Annotated in this window: 23 protein-coding genes and 1 pseudogene; 15 read left to right on the top strand and 9 right to left on the bottom strand. The window is 70.9% G+C overall.

Going from position 1 to position 25,713, the window contains the following annotated elements; genetic code table 11:
* Positions 1–95 precede the first annotated feature (95 nt).
* Both ISP_RS34815 and ISP_RS34810 read left to right on the top strand, forming a co-directional pair.
* Positions 96–638 carry a type 1 glutamine amidotransferase domain-containing protein gene (locus ISP_RS34815; RefSeq protein WP_013228555.1) on the top strand — a complete coding sequence of 181 codons (543 nt, stop codon included), beginning with the start codon at positions 96–98 and terminating at the stop codon, positions 636–638.
* Between the two features lie 153 nt (positions 639–791).
* Positions 792–992 (top strand): hypothetical protein, encoded by a 201-nt coding sequence (locus tag ISP_RS34810; protein ID WP_141748441.1) that lies wholly within the window; start codon positions 792–794, stop codon positions 990–992.
* A 61-nt stretch (positions 993–1,053) separates the two neighbouring features.
* On the opposite strand, the gene ISP_RS34805 is transcribed toward ISP_RS34810, so the two are convergent.
* On the bottom strand, positions 1,054–1,464 hold the full coding sequence (locus ISP_RS34805; RefSeq protein ID WP_013228554.1) for a hypothetical protein: 411 nt from the start codon (positions 1,462–1,464) through the stop codon (positions 1,054–1,056).
* A 156-nt stretch (positions 1,465–1,620) separates the two neighbouring features.
* Between ISP_RS34805 and ISP_RS34800 the strand changes: the two genes are divergently transcribed.
* From ISP_RS34800 to ISP_RS34790, 3 genes are all read left to right on the top strand, one after another.
* Positions 1,621–2,046 carry a helix-turn-helix domain-containing protein gene (locus tag ISP_RS34800; RefSeq protein WP_013228553.1) on the top strand — a complete coding sequence of 142 codons (426 nt, stop codon included), beginning with the start codon at positions 1,621–1,623 and terminating at the stop codon, positions 2,044–2,046.
* Between the two features lie 491 nt (positions 2,047–2,537).
* Entirely contained in the window at positions 2,538–3,641 is a 1,104-nt protein-coding gene (locus tag ISP_RS34795) for a hypothetical protein (RefSeq protein ID WP_013228552.1), read from the top strand.
* A gap of 141 nt (positions 3,642–3,782) precedes the next feature.
* A complete protein-coding gene (locus ISP_RS34790) occupies positions 3,783–4,622 on the top strand; it encodes an SAM-dependent methyltransferase (RefSeq protein WP_013228551.1) in 840 nt (279 codons plus the stop codon).
* A gap of 107 nt (positions 4,623–4,729) precedes the next feature.
* Here ISP_RS34790 and ISP_RS34785 read toward each other — a convergent pair whose 3' ends face one another.
* Both ISP_RS34785 and ISP_RS34780 read right to left on the bottom strand, forming a co-directional pair.
* Positions 4,730–5,563, bottom strand: a complete 834-nt coding sequence (locus ISP_RS34785) for an aldo/keto reductase (RefSeq protein WP_013228550.1) — start codon at positions 5,561–5,563, stop codon at positions 4,730–4,732.
* Between the two features lie 23 nt (positions 5,564–5,586).
* Positions 5,587–6,771, bottom strand: coding sequence for an MFS transporter (locus ISP_RS34780; RefSeq protein ID WP_013228549.1), 1,185 nt, complete (start codon positions 6,769–6,771; stop codon positions 5,587–5,589).
* 127 nt (positions 6,772–6,898) lie between these two features.
* Here ISP_RS34780 and ISP_RS34775 point away from each other — a divergent pair, with 127 nt between their 5' ends.
* Both ISP_RS34775 and ISP_RS34770 read left to right on the top strand, forming a co-directional pair.
* On the top strand, positions 6,899–7,360 hold the full coding sequence (locus tag ISP_RS34775) for a MarR family winged helix-turn-helix transcriptional regulator (protein ID WP_013228548.1): 462 nt from the start codon (positions 6,899–6,901) through the stop codon (positions 7,358–7,360).
* 35 nt (positions 7,361–7,395) lie between these two features.
* Positions 7,396–8,046 carry a ThuA domain-containing protein gene (locus ISP_RS34770; protein WP_013228547.1) on the top strand — a complete coding sequence of 217 codons (651 nt, stop codon included), beginning with the start codon at positions 7,396–7,398 and terminating at the stop codon, positions 8,044–8,046.
* 13 nt (positions 8,047–8,059) lie between these two features.
* Here the strand turns inward: ISP_RS34770 and xylA are convergent, their stop codons facing one another.
* Entirely contained in the window at positions 8,060–9,208 is a 1,149-nt protein-coding gene (gene xylA / locus ISP_RS34765) for a xylose isomerase (protein ID WP_013228546.1), read from the bottom strand.
* Positions 9,209–9,304: 96 nt separating this feature from the next.
* On the opposite strand from xylA, the gene ISP_RS34760 reads away from it, so the two are divergent.
* Positions 9,305–10,468, top strand: a complete 1,164-nt coding sequence (locus tag ISP_RS34760; protein ID WP_013228545.1) for an ROK family transcriptional regulator — start codon at positions 9,305–9,307, stop codon at positions 10,466–10,468.
* 46 nt (positions 10,469–10,514) lie between these two features.
* Here the strand turns inward: ISP_RS34760 and ISP_RS34755 are convergent, their stop codons facing one another.
* Positions 10,515–13,748, bottom strand: coding sequence for a S8 family serine peptidase (locus ISP_RS34755; protein ID WP_013228544.1), 3,234 nt, complete (start codon positions 13,746–13,748; stop codon positions 10,515–10,517).
* Positions 13,749–13,984: 236 nt separating this feature from the next.
* Here ISP_RS34755 and ISP_RS34750 point away from each other — a divergent pair, with 236 nt between their 5' ends.
* The 6 genes from ISP_RS34750 to ISP_RS34725 all read left to right on the top strand — a co-directional run bounded on the left by ISP_RS34750 (position 13,985) and on the right by ISP_RS34725 (position 21,567).
* The gene (locus ISP_RS34750) at positions 13,985–14,599 is read left to right on the top strand and encodes a TetR/AcrR family transcriptional regulator (RefSeq protein WP_013228543.1); all 615 of its coding nucleotides are present in this window, start codon (positions 13,985–13,987) and stop codon (positions 14,597–14,599) included.
* A 2-nt stretch (positions 14,600–14,601) separates the two neighbouring features.
* On the top strand, positions 14,602–15,513 hold the full coding sequence (locus ISP_RS34745) for an ABC transporter ATP-binding protein (protein ID WP_034285786.1): 912 nt from the start codon (positions 14,602–14,604) through the stop codon (positions 15,511–15,513).
* Complete coding sequence (locus ISP_RS34740) at positions 15,510–17,072, top strand: ABC transporter permease (protein WP_013228541.1); 1,563 nt, start codon at positions 15,510–15,512, stop codon at positions 17,070–17,072. Before ISP_RS34745 ends, ISP_RS34740 begins: the two co-directional genes overlap by 4 nt.
* Before the next feature lie 251 nt (positions 17,073–17,323).
* Positions 17,324–18,772: an amidohydrolase gene (locus ISP_RS34735; RefSeq protein WP_034285813.1), complete on the top strand. Its 1,449-nt coding sequence runs from the start codon at positions 17,324–17,326 to the stop codon at positions 18,770–18,772.
* 110 nt (positions 18,773–18,882) lie between these two features.
* A complete protein-coding gene (locus tag ISP_RS34730) occupies positions 18,883–21,240 on the top strand; it encodes a GH92 family glycosyl hydrolase (protein ID WP_320109487.1) in 2,358 nt (785 codons plus the stop codon).
* 123 nt (positions 21,241–21,363) lie between these two features.
* Entirely contained in the window at positions 21,364–21,567 is a 204-nt protein-coding gene (locus tag ISP_RS34725; protein WP_320109508.1) for an HC3 family zinc finger protein, read from the top strand.
* A gap of 443 nt (positions 21,568–22,010) precedes the next feature.
* Here ISP_RS34725 and ISP_RS34720 read toward each other — a convergent pair.
* The 4 genes and pseudogenes from ISP_RS34720 to ISP_RS34705 form a co-directional block, all read right to left on the bottom strand.
* A pseudogene (locus tag ISP_RS34720) lies at positions 22,011–23,060 on the bottom strand (hypothetical protein); the annotation flags it as partial.
* Positions 23,061–23,563: 503 nt separating this feature from the next.
* The gene (locus tag ISP_RS34715; RefSeq protein ID WP_013228537.1) at positions 23,564–24,043 is read right to left on the bottom strand and encodes an ATP-binding protein; all 480 of its coding nucleotides are present in this window, start codon (positions 24,041–24,043) and stop codon (positions 23,564–23,566) included.
* The gene (locus tag ISP_RS34710) at positions 24,037–24,648 is read right to left on the bottom strand and encodes a DUF6879 family protein (RefSeq protein ID WP_230468497.1); all 612 of its coding nucleotides are present in this window, start codon (positions 24,646–24,648) and stop codon (positions 24,037–24,039) included. Before ISP_RS34710 ends, ISP_RS34715 begins: the two co-directional genes overlap by 7 nt.
* The gene (locus ISP_RS34705) at positions 24,641–24,910 is read right to left on the bottom strand and encodes a hypothetical protein (protein ID WP_013228535.1); all 270 of its coding nucleotides are present in this window, start codon (positions 24,908–24,910) and stop codon (positions 24,641–24,643) included. The genes ISP_RS34710 and ISP_RS34705 overlap by 8 nt, the downstream gene beginning before the upstream one ends.
* 181 nt (positions 24,911–25,091) lie before the next feature.
* On the opposite strand from ISP_RS34705, the gene ISP_RS34700 reads away from it, so the two are divergent.
* Positions 25,092–25,568 (top strand): DUF2127 domain-containing protein, encoded by a 477-nt coding sequence (locus ISP_RS34700; protein WP_013228534.1) that lies wholly within the window; start codon positions 25,092–25,094, stop codon positions 25,566–25,568.
* Positions 25,569–25,713: the final 145 nt, after the last annotated feature.

Raw genomic sequence — 25,713 nt, 5'->3', positions numbered from 1 at the left:
GCCCGGACTACACTGTCCTTTGTGGACTTGGTTTGACCGGTCGGCGAGGGGGTAAACACCCCGGTGCACGCAGTTTTCCGACCCGAGGGAGCCTCATGGCGAACGCACTGCAAGGACGCCGGGTCGCGATCCTGGCCGCGGACGGCGTCGAACAGGTCGAGCTGGAAAAGCCGCGCCAGGCCGTCCTCGACGAGGGCGCGACGGTCGAGCTGGTGTCCCTGGACACCGGCGAGATCCAGGCGATGAACGGTGACATCGACAAGGGTGACCGGTTCGCGGTGGACCGGAAGGTCGCCGACGTCGAGATCGGCGACTTCGACGCGCTGCTGCTGCCCGGCGGCACGATGAACCCCGACCACCTGCGCACGGACCCCGCCGCGGTCAAGTTCGTCGGCGACTTCGTGCGCGCCGGCAAGCCGGTCGGGGTGATCTGCCACGGTCCGTGGACGCTCGTCGAAGCGGACGTCGTGCGTGGCCGCACGCTGACGTCGTACCCGAGCGTCCGGACGGACATCCGTAACGCCGGCGGCACGGTCGTCGACGAAGAAGTCGTAGTGGACAACGGACTGGTTTCCAGCCGGAACCCGGACGACCTGCCGGCCTTCTGCCGGACGGTTGTGCGGGAGTTCGCGAGCTGACCCGATTTGTTGCGGGGGTCCGGGTGACGGAGCCCCCGGCTCGGGGCGAAGCCCCGGATGGCGCTGTCCTTTGTGGACTTTCACCCATTCGTGTGTGTTAAGTCCCGCTTAAATCTGTTGGCGTTCGGTGCCACGGCGGAGGACGCTGATGGGGTGACGAGGATCGCCCGTGGAGAGGAGGTGGACGCGATGACTGTGCACGCAAGGCGCTACGGCCGCTGGTGCCGTGAACACTTCGACGCGATCGCCGCCGAGGGCGTTCCCGCACCGCGCGGCGGCGAGCCGGCCGGCCAGGCCCTGCCCGAACCCGAGCCGGAGCCTGTTCAACCGGCTGCCGAACAGCCGCAACGCTGATCTGAAGCACGAAGAAGGCCTCCCCGGATGTCCGTCGGGGAGGCCTTCTTCGTGAGCCGGGTCAGCGGTAGCTGCGCCGGTACCAGACCCGCCGCGGGCCCGGGATGCCGATGCGCGCGATGACGTCGGTCAGGATGGCGCCGAAGATGAGCCAGAGGACGGCGGCGAGGCCGTCGTTGAGGAACGTCCGCAGGCCCTCCGAGTCCGGCGTGAAGAGGTTGCGCAGGCCGAGCGACACGCCTGCCGACGACTCCGAGATCAAGTGGGCGAAGCCGTTCGCCGAGTTCGCCCCGCCCAGCACCAGCACGATGTGCACGGCCAGGACCAGCGCGAACACCGCGCAGACGAGGTGGATGAGGGCGTTGGCCGTGCGCACGGCCCGGATGCGCGGGTGGGTGCGCTCCACGATCTCTTCGGCGGGCGCAGGCTCGTACGGCGTTCCGTACGGCTCCGGGGGCGGGGGATACGGCATCGTCGGCGCCGTCCTTTCGACTGTCCGATGTGGACGTATCTGGGCGAACAGGAACAACACTCGGAGATACCCGTCACCCGCCTGAGTGAACCGCTTACTCCCTAAACTTCCCTATCTAGGGCCCTGTAGGGTAATTTGGGGAAACCGAGGAGGGGTATGGCGCAGGACGTCTTCTCCGTCGAACAGGTCGCCGCGAAGCTCGGCCTGCACGTCCGGACAGTCCGGAACTACGTGCGGGACGGGCGGCTGAAGGCGGTCCGGATCGGCAAGCAGTACCGGATCACGGCCGGGGACCTGGCGGCCTTCACCGGGCTGCCGGTGGCCGAACGGGCCGCGGCGCCGACGGCCGAGCTGTCGGGCGTCGCCGAGATCGCCGGTGTCGACCGGGCGGCGGCCGACCGGATCGCGACCATGGTCGTGGCCTGGGTGAACGGGCCGCGCGACAGCGGCGAGCGGACCCTGCGCGTCGAAACCATCCACGACGGTGAGCGCGCCACCATGAAGATCATCGTGCTCGGCGACCTGGCCGCGGGGGCCGACCTGCTGCGCTGGATCGCCTCGATCACCGAGAACCTGCCGTGACCACGATCGACCGGTCGGCGGCCGGGGCGGACGCGGTCCGCGAACGCTACGGCACGCTCCTCGACCGCTGGCTCGTGCCGGCCGAGCGGCGCCACCCGGCTGGGTGACACCTTCGCCGAGTGGCCCGACGACATCCTCGCCGAGCTCGGACTCCCGCGCGCGGGAGTCCGTGGCACCTCACTGGGCGGCTGGTGGGCACTGGACTAGACGCTCGGCCGGCCTCGCCGCGTCGGCGCTGGTCAACCCGGCCGGCGCCGGATCGCACCGGGGAAGCGACCGGTGGTTCGAGGCCCGGTGGCCCGCACAGCGCTGAGCCGGGCGGCCTCCACCGCCGTGCCGGGTGGGAATCCGCCGTCCCGCGGGCCAAGCCGGCGGGCGGAACCGAGCCACGGCAGGGGCATCAGGCCCGGCGCCCGCCCGGCCGCACAGCGCTGAGCCGGGCGGCGCAACTGCTCCTCGAGTGGCAACCCCCACCGTGCGCAGGACGTCAGGTGATCATGAGAGCTCCCCGGCGCTGTGCGCTGCTGGTGTCCGTCCTCGCCCTCCTGGCCGCGTTCATCCCGGCCGCGACCGCCGCAACCGTGGTCCCGCCCGGGTTCCAGCCCGCGTCGACGAGCTGGACCGGCCCCGACACCGGATACGTCCTGGGGTATTCGCCGTGCGCGAAATCGTGGTGTCCGGCGCTGCTGGGCACCACCGATGCCGGACGGCACTGGCGGCGGCTGGGTGCGCCGCCGGTCGCGCTGCCGGACAACCACAACCACGTCGCGCTCCGGGCCTTCGGCGATCGCGTCGCGTACGTCAGCGACGGCGTCCATGTGCGCGCCACCCGCGACGGCGGCGCCACCTGGCAGCCCGTCACCCTGGCCGGGGCGCGGGAGCCGTACTACCTCTCGAAGATCGCCGAAACCGGAGGTCGCGTCTTCGCCCTGCTGACCACCTACGGCGAGGGGCACGGCTCCACCCGGCTGTACTCGGCGGCCGCCGGCTCGCCGGTGCTGGCCCCGGTGCCCGGGTTCACGGTCACCGGCGGCCTCACCTACGGGGACCTGGCCGTCGGCGGCGGCCTGCAGGTCGCGCTCGGCGCGGACTACGGCACCGAGCAGTACTGGATCTCCGGGGACGGCGCCCGGTTCACCCCGGCGGAGCCGCCGTGCCCGGCCGGCGAGGTCGCCTCGCTCGCCGGCGTCCGCGATGGGCAGGTCGCGGCGTTGTGCAGCAGCAGCCCCGGCTCACCGCAGCCGGGCTCGACCGAGCGGCAGCTGCGGCACTCGCCGCAGCTCGGCGCGCCGTTCAGCGGGGACGACGCGGTGCCCTTCGCCGGCATCAACCAGGGCTTCGCCGCGGCCTCGCCGGTGTCCGCGACGGTCGCGGCCGTGGGCGGCGGTGTCGGGTTCCTGCACAGCACGGCCGACGGCGGCCGCACGTGGGTGACGACCGAGCTGCCCGAACGCGGCTTCGCGCTGACCGATCTCGACTTCCCCGGCCGCGGCACCGGCGTGGTCGTCGACGGCCAGCCGGACGCCTCCGGCGGCTCCGCCGTGTACCGGACCACGGACGGGGGAAAGACCTGGGGCGAACTCCGTTTCGGGTAGTTGTCCCTGGCAGGGAAGGCCCTTGTGCCCGGTTCACTTGGTGCACCCCATGTCGTAATCTGAGCACTGTCCGTTGCCGGACACGGTGAGCGAAACCCGGGCAGGGGTGTCGTCACCACGCGCAGAGTGGGAGAACAGCCGATGACGCCTGGCGACCTGCGGTCCGGAACCGAGGGCGGTGCGGCCGCCCTCGATTTCAGCAAGGCGAGCCTGGCCCGGTTGTCCGACGCGCTCCTCGGCGGCCACGACCACTACGAGGTGGATCGCGAAGCGATGCGGCGGCTGGTGGCCATCGCGCCGGGCGCCCAGGCGATGGCGAAGGAGCACCGCGACTGGCTGGTGCGCGCGGTCCGGTTCCTGGCCGGCAAACGCGGCATCGACCAGTTCCTCGACCTGGGCTCCGGCATGCCGACGGCGGAAAACACCCACGAGGTGGCGCAGCGGTACAACCCGGACGCGCAGGTGGTGTACGTCGACAACGACCCGGTCGTGCAGGTGCACGGCCGGGCGCTGCTCGAGGAGAACTACCTGACCCACGTGACCGGCGCCGACCTGACGCGGCCTGCCGAAACCCTCGCCGACGAGGTGGTCAAGGAATACCTCGACTTCACGCGGCCGGTCGCGCTGATCCTCACCTCGATCGTGCACCACATCGACGACTACGACCGCGCCAAGGCGATCGTCGCGGAGTACGTCGACGCGCTCGCGCCCGGGTCGTTCCTGCTGCTCACGCACAACCTCGACCCGGAAGAGGACTCCCCGCGCCAGGAGCTGGCGCGGCTGCTGGAGACCAGTTTCCAGGGCACCGGCCTGGGCAGCGTGCACCGCACGCGCGAGCAGATCACCGGGTTCTTCGACGGCACCGAGCTGCTCCGGCCGGGGCTGGTCTACCTGCACGAATGGTGGCCGGACGGCCCGCGCCTGCACCCGCTGGGCGAGCTGAACTTCCTCACGGTGGGCGGAGTCGCCCGCAAGCAGTGACACGCACCCGGCGGCAGTGCTGCGGCGTCATGAATGACTCATTCCTGACCTCCGACGCCAGGAATGAGTCATTCACTGCGTTCCGAGCCGGGACGGGCGGGCGCGGGTCAGGCGGCGTTGAAGGTGTCCGGGTCCGGGCCGGTGCGCTCGCCGCGGTCCAGCGGGGTCAGCGACTCCATCTCCTCCTCCGTGAGGGTGAACCCGAACAGGTCGAAGTTCTCCTCGATCCGGGACGGCGTGACCGACTTCGGGATCACGACGTTGTCCAGCTGCAGGTGCCAGCGCAGCACGATCTGCGCGGGCGTGCGGCTGTGCTTCACCGCCAGGTCGGCCACCACCGGGTCGCCGAGCAGGCTGCCGCCCTTGGCGAGCGGGCTCCACGCCTCGGTCGCGATGCCGTGCTTGGCGTCGAACTCGCGGAGCTCGCGCTGCTGCAGGTACGGGTGCAGCTCGACCTGGTTGACCGCGGGGGCGACGTCGGCGGCGTCGAGCAGGCGCTCGAGGTGCGCGGGCTGGAAGTTGGAGACGCCGATCGCGCGGACCCGGCCGTCGGCGTAGAGCTTCTCGAACGCCTTCCAGGTGTCGAGGAACTTGCCGCGCGCCGGGGTCGGCCAGTGGATCAGATAGAGGTCCAGCTGCTCGAGGCCGAGCTTGGTCATACTGGCGTCGAACGCCTTGAGCGTCGAGTCGTAGCCCTGGGCCGAGTTCCACAGCTTGGTGGTGACGAACAGCTCGTCGCGGGCGAGGCCGGACTCGGCGATCGCCTGGCCGACGCCCTTTTCGTTGCCGTAGACGGCGGCGGTGTCGATGCTGCGGTAGCCCACCTCGAGGGCGGTCTTCACGGCGGTGGCGGTCTCGTCGTCCGGGACCTGGAACACGCCGTAGCCGAGTTGCGGCATCCGCACGCCGTTGTTGAGTTCGATGACGGGCACGCTGGTCACGAGGGGTCCTTTCGGTGGGTGGTTCATCGGGCGAGTACCCGTTCTCCGGCTTCGAAACTAGCCGGGGTCCGGCGGTCGAGCAGTCCGGAGACGAGCGCCACGGCGAGGCCCGCCGCGGCGAGCACGGCGCCGATCCAGTTGGGGGCGGTGTAGCCGAGGCCGGCCTCGATGGCCTGGCCGCCGAGCCACGCACCCCCGGCGTTGCCGAGGTTGAACGCGGCGATGTTCGCCGCCGACGCGAGCGCCGGGGCGCCTTCGGCCTTGGCCATCACGCGGGCCTGCAGCGGCGGCACGGTGGCGAACCCGGCCGCGCCGAACAGCGCGATGGTGATCGCCGCGGGCACCTTCGCGTGCGCGGTGAACACGAACGCCACCAGCACCAGTGCCAATACGGCCAGGATGACGTAGAGGCTGGGCATCAGCCTGCGGTCCGCCGCTCTGCCGCCGAGCAGGTTGCCGGCGAACAGGCCGGCGCCGAAGAGCACGAGCAGCCAGGTGACGGCGCCGCCGGAGAAGCCCGCGACCTCGGTCATCATCGGGGCGATGTAGGTGAAGGACGCGAACACCCCGGCGAAGCCGAGCGCGGTCATGACCAGCGCGAGCCACACCTGTGGGCGGCGGAAGACGGCGAGCTCGCCGCGCAGGCCCGCGCCCGGCGAAGGCTTCCGGTGCGGCACGAGCGCGAGGATGCCGACGGCGCCGGCGACGCCGAGCGCGCTGACCACCCAGAATGTCGAGCGCCAGCCGAAGGCCTGGCCGAGCGCGGTGCCGGCGGGCACGCCGAGGACGTTGGCCACGGTCAGCCCCGTGAACATCAGCGCGATGGCGCTCGCCTGCTTGGCCGGGGCGACCAGCGACGCGGCGACGACCGAGCCGACGCCGAAGAACGCGCCGTGCGAGAGGGCGGCGACGACCCGGCCGGTCATCAGCAGGCCGTAGGTCGGAGCCAGCGCGGAGAGCACGTTGCCCGCGATGAACAGGCCCATCAGGGCGACCAGCACGGTCTTGCGCGGTACGCGCGAAGCCAGCGCGGTGAGCAGGGGCGCGCCGACGACGACGCCGAGCGCGTAGCCGGAGATGAGCAGGCCTGCGGACGGGATCGACACGCCGAAATCGGCCGCGACCTCGGGCAGCAGGCCCATGATCACGAACTCGGTGGTGCCGATCCCGAACGCGCTGATCGCCAGGGCGAGCAGGGCGGCGGGCATGGAACTTCCTTCTTTCCGGGGTAGACTGGAGGCGTTGGCAACTACAAGCGTCCGAGATAGTTGCAGACGCCGCATATCAACCCTGCGGCTTGCCGGGCCGTCCGCGCAAGCCGGGGAGAGGTGAACCGTGTCACTGGACGATGACGCCGTCGAAGCGCGCGCGCAGGGCTGGCGAACGCTGGCCGCGCTCCACGCGCGGATCGAAGACGGGCTGCAGCGCGCCCTCGAACGCGACCACGAGCTGTCGGTGAGCGAGTACGCGGTCCTGGACGTCCTGGCCCGCCAGGACGGCTTCCACCTCCGGATGAACCAGCTGGCGAACGCGGTGGTCCTCAGCCAGTCCGCGACGACGCGGCTGGTGGCGCGGCTGGAGGGCCGGGGGCTGCTGGCCCGCTACCTGTGTGCGGACGACCGCCGGGGGATCTACACGGAGGTGACGCCGGCGGGTCAGGCGTTGCTCGCGGCGGCGCGTCCGACCCACGACGCGGCGCTGGCCGAGGCCTTGGGGGAGGCGGAGACCCGGCCGGAGCTCGCTCCGCTGGTCGCGGCGCTCGGCACGCTCAGCTTCCCCGGGGCCGCTTCGACCTGACCGATGGCCGCCATTCCCAGCGAGTGAGGAAGCCGATGCGGGTGCTGGTGTTCTCCAAGACGGCCGGGTACCGGCACGACTCGATCCCGGCGGGGGTCCGGGCGATCCGGGAACTGGGTGCGGCGCACGGGTTCGACGTCACGGCGACCGAAGACGCGCCTGAGTTCGCGGACTCCTACGCCGCGGTGGTGTTCCTGTCGACCAGCGGTGAAGTCCTGGACGCGGCGCGGCAGGCGGCGTTCGAGTCCTATGTGGAGGGTGGGGGTGGCTACGTCGGCGTCCACGCGGCCGCCGACACGGGGTATGGCTGGCCGTGGTACGGAGAGCTGGTGGGTGCCTGGTTCAAGACCCACCCGGAAATCCAGCGGGCCCGGTTCGTGACCGAAGACCGCACGCACCCGGCGACCGCCCACCTGCCGCCGGTGTGGACGCGGACCGACGAGCTGTACGACTTCCGCGCCAACCCGCGTGGCCGGGTGCACGTGCTGCAGACGCTGGACGAGTCCAGCTACGCCGGCGGCGGGATGGGCGCGGACCACCCCATCACGTGGTGTCACCCGCAGGGGCGCGGCCGGGCGTTCTACACCGGGCTCGGCCACACGAGCGAGTCGTACGCCGACCCGGCGTTCCGCGCGCTCCTGCTGGGCGCGATCCGCTACGCCGCGGGAAACACGCCCGCGGCGTAGCGGATGACCGCCGTCAGCGCACGCCGAGCAGGTGCTCCAAGGCGAGCTGGTTCAGCCGGGTGAAGTGGTAGCCGCGGGCGGCCGCCGCTTCCAGGTCGAACTCGTCGTTCAGGACGTCGTCGAACGTCTCGCCCGGGGCCAGCGTCGGCGTCGAAAGGTCCGGGACCCGCGACGCCGCCAGCGCCTCCACGACTTCCGGGTCGGCCCGGAACGCCGCCGACTTCTCCTTGAGGATCAGGTAGGTCCGCATGTTCGCCGCCGCCGACACCCAGACGTCTTCGGCGTCCTCGGTGCGCATCGGCTTGTAGTCGAAGTGCCGCGGGCCGTCGTAGCCGGCGTTCTCCAGCAGGTCGACCAGGAAGAACGCGCTCTTCAGGTCGCCGTGGCCGAAGATCAGGTCCTGGTCGAACTTCGGGCCGTGCTGGCCGTTGAGGTCGATGTGGAACAGCTTGCCCTGCCACAGCGCCTGCGAGATGCCGTGCACGAAGTTCAACCCGGCCATCTGCTCGTGCCCGACCTCCGGGTTCAGCCCGAACATCTCCGGCCGCGCGAGCTGCGAGATGAAGCCCAGCGCGTGCCCGATCGTCGGCAGCAGGATGTCGCCCCGCGGCTCGTTCGGCTTCGGCTCCAGCGCGAACCGCAGCGAGTAGCCCTTCTCGACGACGTAGTCGGCGAGCAGGTCCAGGCCCTCCTTGTAGCGGTCCAGGGCCGCGCGGACGTCCTTCGCGGCGTCGGACTCGGCGCCTTCGCGGCCGCCCCAGACGACGTACGTCTGCGCGCCCAGCTCGGCCGCCAGGTCGAGGTTGCGGCGCACCTTCCGCAGCGCGTACCGGCGGATATCGCGGTCGTTGCTGGTCAGGCCGCCGTCCTTGAACACCGGGTGGGTGAACAGGTTCGTCGTCGCCATCGGCACCTTGAGGCCGGTTTCGGCGAGCGCCTTGCGGAAGCGCTCGATCGCCTTGTCGCGGTCCGGCTCGGTGGCCAGCAGGTCGTCGTCGTGGAAGGTCACGCCGTAGGCGCCCAGCTCCGCCAGCCGGTGCACGCTCTCCACCGGGTCCAGCGGCGGCCGCGTCGCGACTCCGAACGGGTCGTTCGCGGGCCAGCCCACGGTCCAGAGGCCGAAGGTGAACTTGTCGGCCGGCTGGGGAGCGAAGTCGCTCATGACTGTCCCTTCATTTAGTTCACGTTGTAGACTAAATATGCGCCGCGGGGGTCCCCGGCGTCAAGGGGCCGGTTACAGTGCTTCGCGGGAGGACAGATGACGCAGGCCGTGCGGCACGAGGAGATGCGCGCCCGCAACCTCGAGGTCGTGCTGGGCGCCGTCAGCCGCGGGGGCCCGCTCACCCGGGCCGCGCTCGCCGAGGTCACCGGCCTGACGAAGTCGACTGTGAGCAAGCTCGTCGGCGACCTGGTGGAGGCGGGCCTGCTCGCCGAGACCGGCCCCGCGCGGGCGGGCGAACGCGGCCGGCCGGGGGTGGACGTCGTGCTCAGCGGGGCGCGGATGGCGTCGCTGGGGCTGGAGATCAACGTCGACTACCTCGCGGTGCGCGTGCTCGACCTCACCGGCGAGGTCCGGTTCGCCGCCCGCCGCGAACGCGACAACCGCGGCTCGCGGCCGAAGAAGGTCCTGGGCGAGCTGCAGGAGCTGGCCACCGAGGCGCTCGCCGAGGCCCACCGGCTGGGGCTGGAGGCGGCGGGCGCGGTGCTGGCGGTGTCCGGCCCGGTCGGCGACGGCGTGCTGTTCAGCGCCCCCAACCTCGGCTGGCAGGACGTCCGCCCGGCCGAGCTGCTGCGGCTGCCGGTCCCCGTCGAACTGGACAACGAAGCGAACCTCGCCGCGCTCGGCGAGCTCTGGTACGGCGACGGCGAGCGCGATTTCCTCTACGTGTCCGGCGAAATCGGCATCGGCGCGGGCCTGGTCGTGAACGGCGTGCTGTACGCCGGCGCGACGGGCCTGGCCGGCGAGCTGGGGCACGTGGTCGTGGCCCCGGAGGGGGCGCCGTGCCGCTGCGGCGGCAGCGGCTGCCTGGAGACCTACGCGGGGCAGGAAGCGTTGCTGGCGGCGGGAAACGCCGCCTCGGTGCCGGCCTTGCTGAGCGCTCTCGAGCGGGGTGACGAGACGGCGCTGGCGGCCTGCGCGGCGGCCGGGCGTGCCCTCGGCATCGCCCTGACGTCGGCGGTGAACCTGCTGGACCTCGACCGCATCGTGCTGGGTGGGGTGTTCACGCAGCTGTACCCGTGGTTGTCCGGGCCGGTGTCGGAGGTCCTGACGAAGCGCCTCGGCGGCCTGCGCGGCACGCCCCCGGTCTTGACCGCCTCCCGCCTGGGCGGCAACGCGGCCACCCTCGGCGCGGCCGGCCGGGTCATCCACCGCGTTCTGGCCGACCCGGCGCCGTTCCTCACCCGGGCCCAGGAAGCGTGAAGGCCGCCCCGAGGAGTGCTCGAGGCGGCCTTCACGGACTGGCGAACTAGCTCACCGCGTTGATCTGCACCAGCGAGGAGCCGACCGTGACACCGGTGTCGGTCTGCACGGTCAGCTGACCGCGCAGGGTCCGGCCCGCGGCCGGGGCGGCGGTGGCCGTCACCGTCGCCGGCACGGTCCACGAGCTGCCCGACGCGCGCAGGGCGTTGGCGTCGGTCACCGCGACCGAACCGAACGCCGGGTTGGTGAACACGTCGAGGTAGTCGTAGGCGGTGGTACCGCCCGGCACCGCGTACCCGTCGACGAGCGCGACCCACACCCCGGGCGCCGGGTTGGGCACGGTCACCGACTCCTCGGAGTCACCGTCCGCGCTGACGCCCGCCTGCACGCAGGAACCGGTCGTGCAGTTGTACAGCACCAGGTCGAGGTCCGTGCCCACGACGGCGGGGCTGCCGATCGTGGCGGTCAGCGACGTCGAACCCGGCGTCACCGCGATCTGGTACTGCTGCTGCGTGCCTTCGGTGATCGTCGGCCGCTGCGTCTTCGCGCTGCCCAGCGTGCCCCCGGTGAGCTTGCCGGTGAACGCGCCGAGGGTGTTCTGCACGGTGTAGGTCCGCGCGATCGGCGTGTTCAGCGTGGCGGAGGCGATGACATCCGGGTTCGGCGAGATCGCCGTGCCCAGCACCGAAGCCGACAGCTTGTACGGCGCTTCGTCCACATCGGACGTCCGGCGCGCCTCGACGACGATCTCCCACACGCCCGGCAGCGGGTTGGCGATGGTCCGGCTGGTCGGCGTGCCGCCGGCGCAGCCCGCACCCGCGTCGGGCAGGTAGCACGCGGTCGTCGCGGTGCTGGCCTCGGCCGGGACACCGGTCGGGTCGTACCGCAGGAACCGCACCTGGCCCTTGCCCGGAGCGCCGGCGCCGGCGTCCAGGTCCACCTTCAGCGCGCTGGCGCCCTGCGGCACCCGCACGAAGTAGCTGGTCGCCTGGTTGCGGGCGGCCTTGCCCGAGACGTCGACCTGGAAACCCTTGCCGGCGACGAACTCCTGCGGCGCGAAGACCGTGTTGAGGGTCTGCACGTCGATGCCGATGGTCAGCGGGTTGTCCAGGTAGAGCAGGGCCGAGTGGACCCCGGCGCTCTTCGGGTTGACCTTGACGTCGAACTTCACCGGCGTGTTCAGCGGCAGCACCACGGTGCCACCGGAGGAGAACGTGCCGTCGTTGCCGACCCACCGCACGAAGTACGGCACCGGGTGCGCCGAGCCCGTGGTGCGGGTGATCGTGTAGGTGCGGGTGTAGGCCTTGCCCGTGGTCACGCCCTCGCGGTCGTGGATGCCCACGCCCGTGTTCGGGGTGGCCAGCAGCCCGGACTGGACGGTGTGCACCTCGACCGACGTCGAAACCGTGTCCGGCTTCGGGTTGAGCGAAAGCGCGACGAACGCGGCCGGGACGTTGAACAGGCCCGCGCCCTGGGCGTACGCGCCGATGCCCGGCACGAACCGCGCGGTCGACTTGATCGCCGCCCGCAGCTGCGCCACCGGCGGCCGCTGGCCGTTGTGCGTCGCCTTGTACGCGCTCACCAGCAGCGCCGCCGCGCCGGTCGCCTGCGGCGCCGCCATCGACGTGCCCTGCAGCATCGCGTAGCCGGCCGGCAGGGCGTACGTGCCGGCGACCGGGCTCGGCGCTTCCCACCGCGGGGTGGTGGAGATCGCCGCGCCGGGCGCGATGATGTCCGGCTTGAAGCCGCCGTCCTCACGCGGGCCGCGCGAGGAGAACGGGTGCAGCGACTCGGGGTTCTTGGTGACCGAGCCGTAGTTCGACAGCCAGGTCTCCTTGGTGATGTACGAGCCGACCGAGATCGCGTCCGTGGCCACCGACGGGTCGCCGACGGTGTTCGCCCCGGCGCCGCTGTTGCCTGCCGAGATGAAGATCTGGACGTTGTACTCGGCGATCGTGCGGTTGTAGAGCTCCGCGCGGGCGTTGTTGCCGTCGTTGAGCGCCGGCAGGCCGCCGATCGAGATGTTGATGACGTCGGCGCCGTGGCTGGCCGCGTAGACGACCCCGTCGATCAGGCCGGACGAGGTGCAGCCGGCGCTGGTGAGGCAGACCTTGACGGCCAGCACCTTCGCGCCCGGGGCCGCGCCGTCCATCTTGCCGCCGAACAGGTCGTTGCCGGTGGCGATGCCCGCGACGTGCGAACCGTGCTCCGCGCCGGCGATGCCGATGCCGACGTACCCCGGCTTGTCGGTCTGGACCACGAAGGCCATCCGCTCGGCGATGTCGGTCGCCGGGTTGTCGGTGCCGAAGAAGCCGACGTCGTACTTCTTGTTGTAGTCGGTCATCGGCTTCTCGTCGGTGAAGTCGCCGTTGCCGTTGAGGTCGACCCGGACCTCCTTGGTCGCCGGGTCGAGCAGCACGCCCCAGGAGTCGGCGCGGTCGCCGTCGCGGTTGATGTCACCGCCGGTCTCGCTGTCCGCGGCGCCCAGGTCGCCCGCGGTCTCGCCGAACACGCCGAAGGTGTACGGGCCGCCGGTCGCCGGGGCCGTCCACGTCTTGCCGTTCGCGGTGAAGGTGCCGGTGTAGGTCTGGGTCGACTGCTTGACCCAGGTGCCGTCGCCGGAGTTGGTCGCGTTGGCGTTGTACCAGTCGACGATCTTGCGTTCGCCGTGGCTGGTGGTGGCCAGCGCGGGGGAGTCGAGGTCGACGCCGGAGTCGAGCACGGCGACCGTGGTGTCCTTGCCGTCCCAACCGGGCAGGACCTGGCCGAACTGCGCCGCGTAGGTGTCCCCGGTCGGCAGGTACGGGTTGACGCGCGGGGTGTTCTTGCCCGGGGCCGGCTGCGGCAGCGGGGTGCCGGCACCGTCGGGCTTCGGGTCGTCGCGCACGACGAGCCCGTCGACGTCGACGGCGTTGACCGACTTGAGCTTCGCGGCTTTTTCGGCCTTGGCGGTCGGGATGCTGACCTTGACGTAGTCGAGCTTCGTGTCGGTGGACTGGACAACGCCGCCGAGCGCTTCGAGCTCGTGCACGGCGGTGCCGGTCTGGCCCTTTTCCGCGGCGATCAGCAGCGTGACGTCGGGCTTCCCGGCCTTTTCGGCTTCGGCGACGAGCGCGCGGTCGTGCTCGTCGAGGGTCTTGCCGTCGGCCGCGCCGTTGGTCGGCGGGGCCTGCTGGGCGGAGGCCACCGGGACCGCGACGCCGAGGACGGAGGCGCCGAGTGCGGTGGCGAGGATGGTGATCCCGGCCCGCCGTCTCCAGCGCGATCTGTGCTGTTCCACTGAAACGACCCTTCGTGAAGATGTGCGTCCGAGCAGTACACAGGGTGGGATCTTCGGCAGCAATCAGACAGTTAGCCCAGAGACCGCAATTGGTTGCGAGCCGAATGGCCTAATGCACTGCCCGGTTGGGCGGTCACCGGAATAGCTCCGAAATGGGCAGATCTCCCCATTGCTATACGCTCGGATAGCGGACTATATTCACGTGTTGTCGACTACACGCACGTATAGGACCGCTGATGAGCACCGAAGACCTCACCGCACGGGCCCGGATCCGCGACGCCGCCATCAAGCTCTTCACCGAGCGCGGCATGGAGAAGACGTCGATCCTCGACATCGCCCGGGAAGCCGGAGTGTCGGGCGGCCTGATCCGCCACCACTTCGGCTCCAAGGACGGCCTGCGCGAGGCCTGCGACACGCACGTCTTCGACGAACTGGTGAAGTTCAAGGAAGAGGTGCTGGCGAAGGGCGCCGCGAACCCGGGGTTCCTCCCCACGTTCGACGCCCGCCAGCTGCTCTACCGCCGGTACCTGGGCCGCGCCATGGTCGACGGCTCCGACGCCGCCGAGGCGCAGTTCACCGGGATCGTCGACGAAACCGAGCGCTACTTCCGCGAGCAGGGCATGGAGATGCCGGATCCGCGGGGCGTTGCCGCCGCCCTCGCCGCGATGACCGGCGGGCTGATGATCCTGCAGGACCACGTCGCCCGCGCGCTCGGCGAGGAACCGGGCACGAACGAGGCGATGCTGCGGATGTCGGCGGCCGCCGGGCACCTGTTCCTGAACCCGCTCGCCACCACCGAAGTCCTCGAAAAGGCCCGCGCAGCGCTGGCCGCCTACCAACGGAAGGAATGACGATGGCCGCAGCGATCACCGCCGACGGCCTCACCAAGGCGTTCGGCCGGACACGGGCCCTCGACGGGCTCGACCTGACCGTCCACACCGGCGAGGTGCACGGCTTCCTCGGGCCCAACGGCGCCGGCAAGACCACCACCATCCGCGTCCTGCTGGGGCTGATGCGCGCCGACGGCGGCCGCGCCACCCTGCTCGGCGGTGACCCCTGGACCGACGCCACCGAGCTGCACCGGCGGCTGGCGTACGTCCCGGGCGACGTCACCCTCTGGCCGAACCTCACCGGCGGCGAGGTCATCGACCTGCTCGGCCGGCTGCGCGGCGGCCTCGACACCGGCCGCCGCGCCGAGCTGATCGAGCGCTTCGACCTCGACCCGCGCAAGAAGGGCCGGACGTACTCGAAGGGCAACCGGCAGAAGGTCGCGCTCGTCGCCGCGCTGGCGTCCGATGTGGAGCTGCTGGTCCTCGACGAGCCGACGTCCGGGCTCGACCCGCTGATGGAGGAGGTGTTCCGGGACGTCGTCGAGGAGGAGCGCGAGCGCGGCGACCGGACGGTGCTGCTGTCCTCGCACATCCTTTCCGAAGTCGAGGCCCTGTGCGACCGCGTCACGATCATCCGGGCCGGCCGCACGGTCGAGTCGGGCACCCTGGACGAGCTGCGGCACCTGGGCCGGATCACCATCGACGCCTCGCTCGCGCACGTGCCGGCGGAACTGGCGTCGCTGCTGCCGGGCGTGCACGACCTGAGTTCGTACGGCTCGCACGTCCACCTGTCCGTCGACCAGACGTCGCTGGACGACGTGATGCGGCACCTCGCCGGGGCCGGGCTGCGGAGCCTGGTGAGCCGCCCGCCGACGCTCGAGGAGCTGTTCCTGCGGCACTACCGGCAGGACGAGCCGGTCGGAGCGGCGCGATGACGGGCACTTGGGCGTTGCTGCGGCTGGTGCTGCGCCGCGACCGGCTGCTCATGCCGGTCTGGATCCTCGGTCTCACGCTTGCACCGGTCGGTTACCTGTCGTCGATCAAGGCGGCGTACCCGGATGCTGCGGCACGGCAGCACTTCTACGACCTCAACGCCTCGAGCGCGACCTTCGTGGTGCGCAACGGCCCGCTGTACGGCTCGTCGGTGGGAAACCTCCTGGCCTGGCAGTGCGGGTTCGCCCCGGTCGTCGTCGGGCTGATCGCGCTGCTCACCGTGGTCCGGCACACGCGGACCGAGGAGGAGGCCGGACGCCGCGAGCTCACCGGCGCCACCGTCGTCGGCCGGCACGCGGGGCTGGCCGCGGCGGTGCTCGCCGCGTGCGGTGCGTGCCTGGTGTTCGGTCTGCTGGCCGCGTTCGGCATCGCCGCGCAGGGCGAGCCGCTCGCCGGTGCCTTGGCGCTCGGCGCGGGATTCGCCTTGGCGGGCTGGGTGTTCGCCGGGATCGGCGCGGTCGCCGCCCAGCTGACCTGGGGCGCGGGTGGGGCGCGGGGCGTCGGCATCGGGGCGCTGGTGCTGGCGTTCCTGCTGCGCGCGGCGGGAGACAGCAGCGGCTCGGCGGCCTGGCTCGCGTGGTTGTCGCCGATCGGCTGGGCGCACCGGCTGCGGCCGTTCGCGGGCGAGCGGTGGTGGGTGCTCGCGGTGGGCGTCCTCGCGACCGGCGCCCTGGTGGCCGTGGCCGTCGCTCTGGCGGCGCACCGCGACCTCGGCGCGGCGCTGCTGCCGGCGCGGCCGGGCCGGGCGACGGCGAAGGCGTCGTTGCGGTCGCCGCTGGCGCTGGCGTGGCGGCTGCAGCGGGGAACCCTGGTGGTCTGGACCGGGTGCCTGGGGCTCGTCGGGCTGCTGATGGGCGGAGTCGCGCAGAACGTCGCGGACATGATGCGGGACAACCGGACGGTCGCGGACGTGTTCTCCCGCCTGGGCGGCGGCGGTGCGGTGACGGACGCGTACCTGGCGGGCACGACGACGTTGTTCGGCTTGGCGGCGGCGGGTTACGCGGTCCAGGCGGCGCTGAAGCTGCGTGCGGAAGAGGCGGCGGGCCGGGCGGAACCGGTGCTGGCGACGGCGGCCGGCCGGGTCGGCTGGGCCTTGGCCCACTTGACGTTCGCGTTCTTCGGGCCGGCGTTCGTGCTGGCGGTGACGGGCTGGGCGACGGGGGTGGCGTACGGGAATGGTTTCGGGCTTGTCCCGGCGGCGCTGGCCCAGTTGCCGGCGGTGTGGGTCCTGACGGGCTTGGCGGCGTTGCTGATCGGGATTTTCCCGCGCTTCGCGGCGGGGGCGTGGGGATTGCTGGCGGCGTTCCTGCTGCTGTCGCTGGTGGGCTCGGCGTTGCGGTGGAACGCCGTGGTGCTGGGGATTTCGCCGTTCCAGCACCTGCCGCGCCTGCCGGGCGGAACGTTCTCGGTGACGCCGGTGCTGTGGCTGGTCTTGATCGCGTTGCTCGCCGGAGCGGGCGGGCTCCTTGGGTTGCGGCGGCGGGACATGCCGGTGGGCTGACCACTCGACGAGACCGCGGCCGGGGCCCAGGGAGCCGGTGCGCGCTTTCGCGCACCGGCCTCGCCCCGAGAATCGCGTGGCAACCGAGGGAGTCGAACCCTGCGCGGCTTGTGAAGGCGGCGCCCGTGGACCGGCCCTGACCCTTCGGCGGGCGACGGCTGCCATCTGTGTCAACGCTACCGAAGTACCCCCATATTCCTCATCTCAAGCCGTGCTTCACCCGGACGGGTCGGGCTGGCATGGTGGTCCGCATGGATGATCTCCTGCTGCGCCGCGTCCGGCCGGGCCTCGGCGGGGACCTCGCCGACGTGCGGGTGAACGACGGCCGGGTCACGTCGATCACCGAACCGGGCTCCACGGGGTTCGCCGCGCGCGTGGTCGACGGGCACGGCGGGACGCTGCTGCCCGGGCTGGTCGACGCGCACGTCCACGTCGTCCAGTGGGCGACGTCCCGGCGCCGCATCCCCCTGGACGCGGCCCGCTCGGCGGGGGAGGCGATCGAGTTGCTGCTCGCGCACCTGCTGGCGACGCCGGCGCCGCAGACGGAACTGGTCGTGGGCGCGGGTTTCCGCGACGGGCTGTGGCCGGACAAGCCGCACAAGGACCTGCTCCAGCGGGCGCTGCCCGGGCGTGCGGTCGCGTTGTTCAGCGCGGATCTGCACACGGTGTGGCTGAGCCCGGCGGCGCTGAAGCTGATCGGCCGCGAGCACCCGACGGGCGTCCTGCTGGAGGGCGACTGCATGACCGCGACGGCCCAGCTCCCGACGGCGTCGATCGACGTCCAGGACCGATGGGTGGCGGAAGCGGTTTCCGCGGCGGCCGCGCGCGGCGTGACGCAGATCGCCGACTACGAGTACGCGGACACGGTGGCGGATTGGACGCGCCGCGGAGCGCCGGCGGCCCGGATCTCGTGCGTGATCGCGAAACACCTCCTGGACCGCACGATCGAGCGCGGCCACCGCACCGGCGACGTCCTGCCGGATTCCGGCGGGCTGCTGACGGTCGGGCCGTTCAAGCTCTTCGTGGACGGTTCCCTCAACACCCGCACGGCCTACTGCCACGACCCGTACCCGGGCGCCGAGTCGCCGGGGTCGCTCGAACTGCCGCCCGACGAACTGGTTCCGTTGCTGCACCGGGCGTTCGACCACGGCCTGCTCCCGGCGGTCCACGCGATCGGCGACCGGGCGAACACGATCGCGCTGGACGCGTTCGAGGAGGTCGGCTGCCCGGGCCGCATCGAGCACGCTCAGCTGCTGTGCCCCGAGGACGTCCCGCGGTTCGCGGCGCTGGGCGTGATCGCGGCGGTCCAGCCGGCGCACCAGCCGGACGACCGCGACGTCGCGGACCGCCACTGGCACGGCCGCACGGCCCGGGCGTTCCCGTACCGGTCGCTGCTGGAGTCGGGAGCCCGCCTGGAGTTCGGCTCGGACGCCCCGGTGGCCCCGCTGGACCCCTGGGACGGAATAGCCTCGGCGGTGTCCCGCACGGACGACGCCCGCCCACCGTGGCACCCGGAGCAGGCGATCCCGTTCGCCGACGCGCTGGCGGCGTCCTCGGGCGGCCGTCGCGGGGTGGCGGTGGGGGATGTGGCGGACCTGATGGTGACGGCGGCGGACCCGTCGGTGTTGTCCCCGGCCGACCTGCGCAATCTTCCGGTGACGGCGACGATCCTGGACGGCCACGTCACGCACCAGAGCTGAATGGGCCACTGACCCCTCGTTCAGCGGGAACTTCTCGAACCGGCGCGCCGGGTCGGCTGGCCGACGTTCAGGGCTTGCGTTGTCCACCGGACAACGGAAAAGATCCCACTGTGCATGTGACAACGTTGTCGCCGACAACTCGGACGCGCGTCCTGGCCACTCTGCTCGCCGGAGCCACCACGATGGCTCTCGCGGCTCCCGCCGAAGCCCACGGCGGCCCGAGGTTCGCCGACGACCCCACCACGCTCGTCGACACCTCGATCGGCAACAACGGCGACGGCACCACCTTCCCCGGCGCCACCACGCCGTTCGGGATGGTCCAGCTCAGCCCGGACACCCAGCTCAAGAAGTACGCGTCCTACGACTACGCGCAGGACACCACCCTCGGCTTCAGCCACACCCACCTCTCCGGTGTCGGCTGCCAGACCATGGGCAACTTCCGGTTCATGCCCACCACCGGCGCCGTCACCACGAGCGATCCCGCGCAGTACGGTGCTAGGTTCAGCCACGCTGACGAAACCCGCCGGCCCGGCTATTACGGGGTCAAGCTCGCGAACGGCATCGGCGCCGAGCTGACCGCGACCCAGCGCACCGGCCAGCACCGCTACACCTTCCCGGGTGGCGCGACCAGCGAAAACGTCCTCATCGAGGTCGGCGAGAGCAACGGCTACACCTACGCCGGCGACGTCCACGTGGTCGGTGACGACACCGTCGAGGGCTGGCTGCAGGGCGGCAACTTCTGCTGGGAGACGCAGAAGGAGCGCTACAAGGTCTTCTTCAGCGCCAAGTTCGACCGCAAGTTCACGAGCTTCGGCACCTGGACCGACAGCAAGCTGACGCCGAACCAGCGTGACGCCAAGCTCGGTAGCCAACGCACCGGCGCCTGGCTGACCTTCGGCACCGACAGCAACCAGGTCGGCGCCTCGGTCGGCCTGTCCTACACCTCCGTCGACGGCGCCCGGCTCAACCGCGGCGCCGAGCAGCCCAAGTCGTTCGACAAGGCGCGAAAAGCCGCCCACGACACCTGGCGGGACGAGCTGAACCGCCTGCGCGTCGCCGGCGGGACGATCGCCGACCAGCGGACTTACTACAGCGCGCTGTACCGGTCGCTGCTGCACCCGTCCGTCGGGTCCGATGTGGACGGCTCGTACCGCGGCTTCGACGACGTCGTCCACCGCAGCCGCGACACCTACTACCAGATGTTCTCGCTGTGGGACACCTATCGATCGCAGAACCAGCTGGTCGCGCTGCTGCACCCGGACGAGGCCGCGGACATGACCAAGTCCGTCCTGAAGATCGCCCAGGACGGCGGCTGGGTCCCGCGCTGGGCGCTCGCCGGCGGCGAGACGAACGTGATGAGCGGCGACCCCGTCACGCCGTGGGTGGTCGACAACTACCGCCGCGGCCTCCTCGACGACAAGACCGCGCGTCAGCTGTTCGACGCGTTGTGGCGCAACGCCAACGAAGTGCCGAAGGACCAGTCGATCTTCCGCGGCCGCGACGGCAACCCGAGCTACGTCAAGAACGGCTGGATCGGCTACCAGGACCTGCCGGGCTACACCTACGGCGACACGCGCCAGGCCGGCTCGGCGACCCTCGAGTACGCCCTCGCCGACTGCGCACTGTCCACAATGGCTTCCGGACTGGGCTACGGGGACAAGGCTGCGACACTGCGGGCGCGCTGCGGCAACTTCGCGCATCTGTGGGACACGAGCGTCGAATCCCACGGCTTCACCGGCTTCCCGCGCACCAAGGCCGCGGACGGCACCGGCGTCGGCGACCCCGACCCGGCGAAGTCGACCGGCTTTCACGAAGGCACGCCGTGGCAGTACCAGTGGCTCGCCCAGCAGGACACGGCGAAGCTGTTCGGCCTGATGGGCGGCCCGGCGCAGGCGGAGAAGCGGCTCGACACCTTCTTCGACATGCCGCTGCTGCTCACCGACCCGGCGAAGGCGGCCAAGGACTCCTGGGTCCACGGCGCGTACGACTACCACAACAACTTCGCCTTCAACCCGAACAACGAGCCCGACCTGCACGCACCCTGGATGTACAGCTGGACGGGCGCACCGTGGAAGACCTCGGCCGTGCTGCGCGCGGCGCGGACGCTGTTCACCGACACGCCCTACGGCCTGCCCGGCAACGACGACCTCGGCACCATCTCGTCGTGGCTCGTCTTCGGCATGGCCGGCGTCTTCGAGGCGCAGCCGGGCTCCGGGACGTACCTGCTCAGCACGCCGATGTTCGAGAAGGTCGAGATCCACCCGGACGGCGGCCGCAAGATCGAGATCGAGGCGCCGGGCGCGAGCGCGGCGAAGCTGCAGTACACAACGGACGTCCGCATCGGACACCGCGACTACGGCCGCAGCTGGATCTCCCATGCGGACCTGCTCCGCGCGGGCAAGATCCAGTTCCGCCTGAGTGACACCCCGACCACCTGGGGGACGAAGTCCGCTCCGCCCGCGATGTAGCCCGAAGTCCGTGGAGGCTGCTTCGAGGGACCTCCACGGGCTTTCGGTCACCGAGGCCGGGCCGTTGACCAGGCCGGACACGCAGCTTTCGCGTGTTGGTGTCAACCGGCTGGGACAGTTTCAATGGACCTCATGTTGAGGTGGCAGCAAGCGGAGGGGAAGCGCCACGCGCTCGACGGGCCGTTCCCTCCGCGTCCGGAAGAACAGTTCGTGACTTTGTGCGGGGAAGAAGTGACCGTGGCGGTGAAGGATGTTCCGCAGCTCGGAGGAAACTGGTTCGACCCGACGTGCGCCGAATGCGAGTCGGCGTGGCTGGCGCGGTGCTGACCGACGCCGACCGGGACCATCGGCTGCTGGAGCGCATCCGGGACCTGCACGCCTCGCTCGCCCCGGATCTGGCGTGGCTGGCCAGGACCGTCGGGGAGGAGGCACCGCGCCCCGACATCCTCCGCGACCTCGGGGAGCGGCTCGCCGACCTCGGCGCGGACCTGATCACCCGCGCCGACGAGCTCGACGCCCAGGTCCGCGCCGGTCTCCCGGACCACGGCTGGCTCCCCGAAGCGGGCGCACGGCGGCGCGCACTGGCCGTCGCCCACCAGGTCGGCCCGCACCCCCTCCGGTGCGGGCCGATCTTCCTCGCCGTCTGCGGCGCGGCCTGCTACCCCTTCTACGGGACGGACCCGACGGGTCGGACAGCGCGTCACGAACGGTGCGAAAAGTGCCTCAGCTCGTGAGCAGCGCCGCCAAGCGATCTCGGACTGCACGGCCTCTTCAGGCCGCCCCATCGCCCCGTACGCCACCCCCGTCGCGTCCAGGGCCTCGGCCTCACGCGCACGGTCGCCGAGCTGCCGTTGGAGCGCTGCCGAGCGCTGGAACGTCTCGAGGGCCTCGGCAGGTTGCCCGAGAGCAATCTGTACGCGTCCCTGTTCGAGCAACCAGAAAGCCTCCCGCGCCGGATTCTCCTCGGCTCGCGCGATGGCTACCGCGGCTTGGATGTACCAGTACGCCTGCGCGGGCCGGTTCAGCCCGCGGTTCGCGCGACTGAGACCCCGCAATGTGTCGCCTTCGCCGCTGCGGACCCCAAGCCGGCGGAATTGCGCAAGCGCGGCAGTCAGCAACTGCTCCGCCTGCTCGAACGATTCGAGCTCGAGATCGACGTTGGCGGCGTTGTTGGTGGCGACGGCCAGCCAGTACGGCTCTCCGAGCGTGTCGGCGAGCGTCGCCGCCCGGTCGAACAAGTCGCGAGCCGCCGACAAGTCACGCGTACGCAGCTGCGCGAGCCCGAGTGCGTTGGCCGACTTCAGCTCGCCGTGCGCGTCGCCGAGCTCGCGGCGCAAGCGCAGGGCCGCCGACTGCAGCTCGATTCCGCGCTGCCGGTCGAAGTGCTGGGTGTGCGCCTTGCCCAAGCTTTCCAGCACTTCCGCTTCCGCGGCGCGGTTCCCGAGCCGGCGGACGACCCGCAGCGCGGTGGTGCTTGTTTCGATCCAGTCGTCGAAGTGGTTGTGCTCGGCGTAGATCGGATACAGCGCCACCGCAAGCTGCCACGTGAGGTCGGCCTGGTCCAGGTCGTCGGCCGTGCGCACCGCGCGGACGAGCGTCTCGCGCTCTCGCCGGTACCAGGCGAGCGCGCTCGCCCGGTCGGAGAATTGCGGCGGGATGACACCCGGCTCGAGCGCGGCCGGAGTCCACGGCAAGACGCCGTTGTCGACTTGGTCCCGCGCGGCGACAGCGCCGTGGAGGTACCACAGCAGCACCCGGCGCGCGGCGGTCAACGCCGTGTCGGCGTCCTCTTCGGCGCGGGCTTGGTCGTTCGCGTACATCCGGAGCAGGTCGTGGAACTCGTATCGATCCGCACTGGGCTGTTCGAGCAGGTGCGCGCCGACCAGGTCGTCCAGAATCCGCCTGGTCCTGGCGGGGGACTGGCGGGTGAGCGCGGCCGCGGCGCCGAGCGAAAACGCCGTGCCGGGGTGCAAGCCGAGCAGCCGGAACGTGCGGCTCGCCTCGGTGGTCAGCGCCCGGTACGACCAAGCGAAAACGGTACGGATCGCGTCGGACTCGTCGTCATCGTCGGCCGTCAGTTCATCCCACAGCGCGGACTCCTCGCGCAACTCCGAGATGAGAGCCCGCAACGGCAGCCACGGCCGGTTGATCGCCCGTTCGGCGGCGATGCGCAGCGCCAGGGGAAGCCGCGCGCACAACCCGGCCAATTCGGCGATGTCCGCGGTGTCGTCCTGGTCGCGATAGCCGGACGTGATGCGCTGGATCAGTTCGGTCGCCTCGGCCTCCGTGAGGACCCGCAGGCTGAGCCGGCTGCTTCGGCTCGTCACGAGTACGAGGCATTCGCTGTTGCCGGGAAGCAACGGCCGAACCTGGCCGACCGTTGCGGCGTTGTCCAGCACCACGAGCACGCGCCGCCCGGCCAGGAGCGACCGGAACAGCGCACCTCGCGATTCGAGGTCGGCGGGCACCGCCGCGCCGGGCCGCCGAGTGCGTGGAGGAACCGTTCGAGCATTTCCTGCGGGGTGATCGGCGGGCCGGGATCGTAGCCGCGGAGGTTGACGTACAGCTGGCCGTCGGGGAACCGGTCGCGGATCCGGTGGGCCCAGTGCACCGCCGGCGAAGTCTTGCCGACGCCTGCCGTGCCGACGACGACGATCGCCGCTCCGGAGGCGGCGCTGTCGTCGATGAGCTCGTCGAGCCGGTCAAGGTCGTGGCGCCGGTTGACGAAACCGCGGACATCGGCGGGCAGTTGCCGGGGAACCGGGCCTGGCGGCTCGGCACCGGCCGCCGCCGGATTCAGCACGTCGGCGAAAGTCGGCGCCCGGCGACCTCCCTGGCGAAGAATGTGCGGAGGTCCTCGCCGTCGTCGTAGAGGCGTCGGACGGTCGCCGTCCAGTGGTGGATCAGCCCGGGGTCCTCGGATTTGCGCGCGCCCTCCAGCTCACCGTTCTCGGTGTACAGCACCTGGTAAATGACCTTCCGGCCGAGGATGAACAGTTCCGGCAGGACCTCTTCCCGTTCGAGATCCGCGGCGGCGGCACCGTCGACCACCCGGATCTTTCCGCCGACCTGTCGCCGGATGTGCAAGGAGTTCAGTTCCCAGAGCAAATACGGGCTGATCGGTTCTTCCACGACCCGGACTCGCCGCACTTCGAACCCGTGCCGGGCGATACGCTTTTCGTAGTCGGCGACTTTCTGCCTGCGCTCCTCCAGGAGCCGCAGTGCTTTGGGCCAATCGCCCGCGGTGAAGGCGTCCCAGCTCGTGTCGCCGCTCTCGACGAAGTGCTGTTGCCGCTCCAGCTTCCAGCACCCGCTGTCATCGGTGCGCCAGAAGTTTTCGGCGTGGTCGGCGAAGTACTCGTCCGGTGTCAACCGATCACCGAGCAGGGTGACCAGAGGCCTATGCATCGGGGATGTCCCCCTTGGCCGAGCGCATCATGATGCCCGGAATGACGACCAGGCGCTCGTCCGCGCCGATGCTCACTCCGTCGGGCAGCCGCGCCGCATAGCCCGACGTGAGGTCGCGGCCGATGATCGCCACGTCCCCATTGGAGAGTTCCCAGATATCCGGGCAGCTGGGGTCGTTGTTCGTCCGGTCGAGTTCGATCGCCGACTTGCCGAGACGACGTTTGAACGACGCATTCGGGTCGGCCTCCCACAGGCGTGCCATGACACGCTCCCCTTCTTTTGCCGGCGAACGGAAATCACAGGATAAAGATGATCTTGATGTGCTGGCAACAAAGTGGCGGCCGATTCAGGGCTTTGACCAGAAACTGTCCCCTGTTGGGGGTCTGGTGGCCGGGGGTGCGAACGCACAGTGGTTGCGGCAGAGTGGCGGGAGAGGAGGCACGATGTCCGAGACGAAGACGACCGCGACCGAGAAGTTCTTCCGGATCGCGATCGCGATCAAGGGCCTCGACGGCGCGCTGCAGGTTGTCGGGGCGCTGATCCTGGCGTTCATCCCCGCTTCGACGGTCAGCGGGTTCACCCACGCGGTGATCACCCGCGACCTGCTCGGCGACCCGTCGGGCACCCTGGCTCGCCACCTCGAGTCGGCGACGGAGAATTTCCTCCACGGTGATACCAAGACGTTCGCTGTCGCTTATCTGCTCGCCCATGGGTTGATCAAGCTGGGCCTGGTGTGGGCGCTGGCCCGGAAGGTTGTCCGGGCTTACCCGGTGGCGGCGGTCATTCTTGCCGCGTTCGTCGTTTATGAGATCTTTCGGGCGGTGCGTACTCACTCGATCGCGTTGCCGTTCTTCGCTGCGCTCGATATTGTGATCATCTTCTTGGTGCTGCGGGAGTATCGGCAGCTCAAGCGCGGGTAAGTCCGGGTTGTGGTCTTCCGGATTGGGGTCTTCCGGGGTTTCCCGCCGGCCCGAACGCCGGATTGTTCAACGGCCGGCACGCCGGGTCAAGGCGGGAAAGCGTGCCTTGTCCCGGCGTGCCGGCCCCGGCTGCGGCTGCGTATCG

Origin of the sequence: Amycolatopsis mediterranei (assembly GCF_026017845.1) — a bacterium.
Taxonomy (GTDB): domain Bacteria; phylum Actinomycetota; class Actinomycetes; order Mycobacteriales; family Pseudonocardiaceae; genus Amycolatopsis; species Amycolatopsis mediterranei.
Note: the sequence above shows the minus strand (reverse complement) of the source record. Positions and strands in the feature narration are given on the sequence as shown.